Origin of the sequence: Pedobacter sp. UBA5917 (assembly GCF_002432345.1) — a bacterium.
Taxonomy (GTDB): Bacteria; Bacteroidota; Bacteroidia; order Sphingobacteriales; family Sphingobacteriaceae; genus Pedobacter.
In genome coordinates this window covers 1-3994 of the sequence record NZ_DJDT01000232.1, presented here as the reverse complement: position 1 = coordinate 3994, position 3994 = coordinate 1, and the positions used below count along the sequence as shown (strand labels likewise).

Sequence of the window (3994 nt, the reverse complement as noted above, 5' to 3'; positions counted from 1 at the left end):
TGGAATGCCGAGCTGCGTTTAAGAACCTACAAACCACAGGAAGCTTTGCCTTACGAATATAAAGCCTTGAGGCTGCTTAAAGATCTTCAACAGAAATCTCGCGCCTACGTAGCCAAAACCACGGTTAAGGTTGCTGCCCTGAAACCCGAGAAACGTTTAAGCGGCGAACTCGACAAGATTACGCAACCGGTACAGAAAATGAATTCGGAGCAGAAAGAAAAACGTACAGTTTCGCTAAAAACTGCACTTGCGTTGCTGGAAAGCAGAAAAACAGGCAAAAAATTTACCGAAAACGATCACTTTTTAATAAGCGAAACCGAAAAGTATATGATCGGTGCCGCAGCCGATAATCCATCTACCTATTTAAATGCATTAACCAGTTTAAGAAAATTAAGCACGGCAGATAAATTGATGGTTAAAGATATAGACCTCGTTCAGCAGGCTATACAAAAGATGATGGGTACCGAACCGGCAAAACCACAAACACAAAGCGCTGCTCCGGCTTCGGCATTGTACCAGAATTATTTTAACAATTTAAACAAAGCGGGCAGATAGATATGGACTTTAAATACATCGCTATTCTGGTTGCGTTATTATTGCTAGGCTTTTTGTTGTATAAAGAGATAAAAAGGCCAAATAAAGCAAGGTTATCATGGCGTATTTTAGCCAATTTCATTGCTATTGGCTGTTTTGTCTTATTAATCGTCCCCATTAAATACGAAACGCACCTGCAACAACATGCCGATGAAATCATTTTATTAACAGCAGGCACCCATCCCGATTCTGTTGCCAACTTAAAAGGGAAAAAATATGCGCTGCCATCGGTTGATCTAAAAAATATAAAGGCCATCACCATTCCTGATCTTTCTTATTTCTTAAAAACCAATCCCAATATCCAAAAACTTGATATTTACGGTTATGGTTTAGATCCGGCAGCGCTTGAAAAGCTTAAAGGTTATAAACTCAGTTTTCATCCTTCAGCAAATCCAAACGGCATTATTGCAGCCAACTGGCAGGGGAAATTAAAAACCAGCGATGCACTTACCGTCCAGGGAACTTATCAAAATACCACCAATAAAACGGTTAAACTTTTACTGAAAGGCCTGGGTAAAACAGCCGATTCTACCACGATTGGAGCAAAATCTAACAAAATTTTTTCTTTTAAAACCACACCAAAGCAAAGCGGAAAAGCCATTTATCAACTCATTGCATTACAACAAAATGATACCCTGACTAAAGAGCCTATACCTGTACAAGTTGGCGACCAAGCACCAATGAAAGTGCTGATTTTGGCTTCATTCCCTGATTTTGAGTACAAGTTTCTGAAAAACTGGCTATACGAGAATCAATATCCACTGGCTTTCAGAAGTCAGATCAGTAAAAATAAGTTTGCTTCCGATTTTTTAAATATGGACAGCTTAAACCTTAATCAGATCAATGCTTCAACCTTAAAAAAATTCGATATACTGATTATTGATGAAGATGAACTGGCAGCCATTAGTCCAAATGAAAGGGCTTCAATAAATGTTGCAGTTAATAGCGGAATGGGCTTACTCATTAGGGTTTCAGGTCCGAAAGCTTTAACCACACTTAGTGGCAGGTTCAATCGTTTCGAATCACCTGCTTTAAAGGATAAACCCTTAAATTTAAGCCTGATAGAAGATCATTCCAAATTTAAACCATTGCCCATTGAGCAGGCTTTGTTTTTGAAATCAGGCGAACATGACCAAAGCATTATTGCAGATGCAAGCGGAAAAACGTTGGTAAACAGCAGCATCAGTGGCGCTGGCAAAACATTGGTTTCTACCCTATCTTCAACATATAATTGGCTACTTTCCGGACAAAAAACAGATTATGCCAGCTATTGGTCTAAACTTTTAGCCAGCGCCGCAAAAAAGAGGACCGAGAGTTTAACCATCAACATCCTCCCCCAATTTCCAACGGTGAACCAAAAAATAAGAATTATTACCGATTTAGCAGCATCTGACAAGATACCAACATTAAAAATGGAAAATATTGCGTTAAGTCCGCGGCAAAACATGGAACTTCCCTTTCAGTGGGATGCTTTCTATTGGCCTCAACAGTCAGGCTGGACAAACTTGCAAATAAACCAGAACATCGAACCTATTTATATTTACGAAAAAACTGACTGGCAAACGCTTAAAAACCAGCAAACTTTAAATGGGATGCGTGAGTTTATCAAGAATTCAGGTGTTACCGAAAATAATACGCAGCTAAAAGATGTGGTTATCAAAGAAGAATTATCTATCTGGTGGTTCTTTACCGGGTTTTTACTTGCCGCTGCCTTTTTATGGTATGAAGCAAGGATTTTGACGGTTTAAAATTGTTGCTAACGCTCGTTTCTAACGAGCGTTTAATAACATATCGTTTACAACGATAAAATCGTAGGGCTATTTCTGCACTCGTTTGGAAACGAGCGTTAGCATCTACAGCGATTCGTCATCTCGACTGAAGCAAAGCGGAATGGAGAGATCTGATAACAAAACATCTTCTAATAGATTTCTCCATTCCACTACTAATGAAGAATCAGCAGCTACATCCGATAGCTATCTGATCGAAATGACGGAATAATTAAGAAATAAGGTTAAAATCTGTGTTTATCTGTGTTCATCTGTGGTTAAAAACCTCTTTTCACTAAAAAATATCTTATTTCCCCCATTGAAACTAAAATGTTATAATGAATCTGATCTTTTTAGCCTCATAATTGGCTATATTGAGAACGTAAACGAACTAAACTGAACCAATTGAAAAGAAAAGATTTCCTCTACTTAACCGGAATGGGTATGGGTGCCTTAATCCTCCCCGACCTTTCTGCATTCGGAACGCCCATCGATCCTTTACAGGCGCTTGATGGAGTGGATGTAAAAATTAAAAAGGAACTGGCCGATGTTGCCCTTAATGCTGCAAAATCGAAAGGTGCAACCTATGCCGATATCCGAATCGGGCGCTATTTGAACCAATTTGTAGCTACCCGCGAAAAACGTGTTCAAGGTGTTGCCAATACCGAATCGTACGGCGTGGGTATCCGCGTTTTGGCCAATGGATGCTGGGGTTTTGCCGCAACCAACAATGTAACCAAAGATGCCATTGCCAAAGCGGCCGAACAGGCTGTTGCCGTTGCAAAAGCCAATGCCAAAATACAGGGAGAACCTGTGCAGCTCGCCCCTCAAAAAGGTTATGGCGAAGTAAGCTGGAAAACACCGATCGAAATCAATGCTTTCGAAGTTCCCGTAAAAGAAAAAGTAGACCTGCTTTTGAATGTGAACGATGTAGCCATGCAGAATGGAGCCAACTTTGTAAACTCTATTATTTTTGCCGTTAACGAGCAGAAATACTTCGCCTCTACCGATGGTTCTTATATCGATCAGGATGTTCACCGCATCTACCCTACTTTTAATGTAACCAAGGTTGATCGCGAATCGGGTAAATTTAAAACCCGTAATGCGCTTAGCGCCCCAAGTGGAAAGGGTTATGAGTATATGCACGCTCGCCCCGAAGATAAAGTTAACGGCATCGTAACCCGTTATAAAGACCGTTACGATATGCTCGAAGATGTGAAAGAAGCAGCCCGCGTTGCCAATGAAAAAGTAAAAGCAAAATCGGTTGAACCAGGTAAATACGACCTCGTACTCGATCCTTCGCACCTTTGGTTAACCATCCACGAATCTGTTGGTCACCCTACCGAACTCGACCGCGTTTTAGGCTACGAAGCCAATTATGCAGGTACCAGTTTCCTTACTTTAGATAAATGGGAATCAAAAAAATTCAAATTCGGCAGCGATAAAGTAAACATTGTGGCCGATAAAACCCAGGTTGGATCGTTAGGTGCCGTAGGTTACGATGATGAAGGCGTAAAATGCAAAAAATGGGATCTCATCAAAGATGGCGTTCTGGTAAGTTATCAGGCCATACGCGATCAGGCACACATTATCGGCTTAACCGAATCAAACGGTTGCTGCTACTCGCAGGGCTG

At 40.8% G+C, this 3994-nt stretch carries 3 protein-coding genes; all 3 read left to right on the top strand.

Annotated features, from left to right (window positions below; translation table 11 throughout):
* Positions 1–555, top strand: a 555-nt coding sequence (locus tag B2V92_RS15515; protein ID WP_293309732.1) for a hypothetical protein, incomplete at its 5' end; no start/stop codon positions are given.
* A gap of 2 nt (positions 556–557) precedes the next feature.
* Entirely contained in the window at positions 558–2342 is a 1785-nt protein-coding gene (locus B2V92_RS15510; RefSeq protein WP_293309730.1) for a hypothetical protein, read from the top strand.
* Between the two features lie 423 nt (positions 2343–2765).
* On the top strand, positions 2766–3994 hold a 1229-nt coding region (locus B2V92_RS15505), incomplete at its 3' end, for a TldD/PmbA family protein (RefSeq protein WP_293309728.1).

Bases quoted from the DNA above. Each gene is read 5' to 3' on its own strand.
- B2V92_RS15510 (WP_293309730.1), top strand. From the start codon at position 558: ATGGACTTTAAATACATCGCTATTCTGGTTGCGTTATTATTGCTAGGC.